The sequence below is a fragment of the Myxococcus sp. AM011 genome (assembly GCF_013372595.1).
Taxonomy (GTDB): domain Bacteria; phylum Myxococcota; class Myxococcia; order Myxococcales; family Myxococcaceae; genus Myxococcus; species Myxococcus eversor.
Genome location: NZ_JABXEM010000565.1, coordinates 1 through 1,189 on the forward strand (window position 1 = coordinate 1; position 1,189 = coordinate 1,189).

Genomic DNA, 1,189 nt, shown 5'->3' on the forward strand with positions numbered 1-1,189 from the left:
AGCTATCGTGAGACGGACCCGGGACGCGGGGACGCGCTGGAAGAGGGGGCCACGGGGCTCCAGGTTCCTGGAGATGGTCATGTGTATGTCGTGGATACGTCCCGTGGATTGCTGGTGCTGACGGAGCCGCCACAGTAGGCCGGACGCGGCACTGCGTGTGAGCGGCCACGTAGATCCCAGGTGGCCCGGGGGGGCTTACTCCTTGGGTCGCCTGTCAGCGTCGTCTGGTATTGCCAGGGTGAGCCCGCCTCGCCGCGGGCCTCTTGCTGGGGCCTACCATGACGCTTCGTTGGGTGGTGTCGCTGCTCCTGTTGGTGGCCGTCACGGGCTGCGCGACGAGTCGAGTCGTGCGGCTGGAGACGGGAGAGGACTCCTTCCTCGTCACTCCTCACGAGGAGCCTGACGCGGAAGTGAGTGCGGCTGAGCTCGAAGACGACGAATTCGAGGAGGCCGTCGCAAAGCTGGCACGGGATGTTCGTCCCTCTCGCAATCCCATGCAGGACGCGCGGGAGCGCTTCGGCGTTCCGTCCCGAAGTGGGGTGTACGGGTATGAGCGGGGTTCTTCGCGACTCATTCCCCAGCGTGGAGGGGATGTGGACGGCCCTCGGCTGCTGGAGGACTACGCGGATGAGGCGCTGACGCGCGCCTACGGCCAGTGGTGCAAGCGGAAGGACAGACCTGGGGACTGCTTGCGGCTGCTGGATGAGGGGCCCCTGCTGGCCAGCGATGGCAAGTACACCTGGGCCCTGGCCATCGCCATGGACTCGGTCTGGGAGGAGACGGCCGAAGCACTGGAGGGCATGACGGACCCCCAGGCCGTCGTGGCTGGCATCGCCGCCTCCGCGACGATGTACCTGCTCTTGTGGTCGCTGCCGGAGCCGGTGAGTAAAGGCGTGGCGGCCACCTTGACGGCCTGCCTCATCGCCTACCTGGGCGTGGACACGGTGTGGAGCATGCTGGACGGGTGGCTGACGCTGGTGCGCCAGGTAGACAGGGCAACGAGCTTCGAGCAACTCCAGGCGGCGGGTGAGGCATACGGAGAGGTGCTCGGGGAGAACGCAGCGCGCGTCTTCGTCATGCTGGCCACGGTGGCCATCGGGAACACGGCGGGACTGGCGGCGAAGTCAATGGGGTTGCCGGGTTCCGCCCAGGCGGCCCTGGCGGTGGAGTCCCAAGCGGGCTTCCAGTA

The 1,189-nt window shown here is 67.4% G+C and carries 1 protein-coding gene; it reads left to right on the forward strand.

What is annotated here, in order from left to right; translation table 11 throughout:
* Positions 1-278 precede the first annotated feature (278 nt).
* Positions 279-1,189, forward strand: a 911-nt coding sequence (locus HUW62_RS47335; protein ID WP_176438198.1) for a hypothetical protein, incomplete at its 3' end; no start/stop codon positions are given.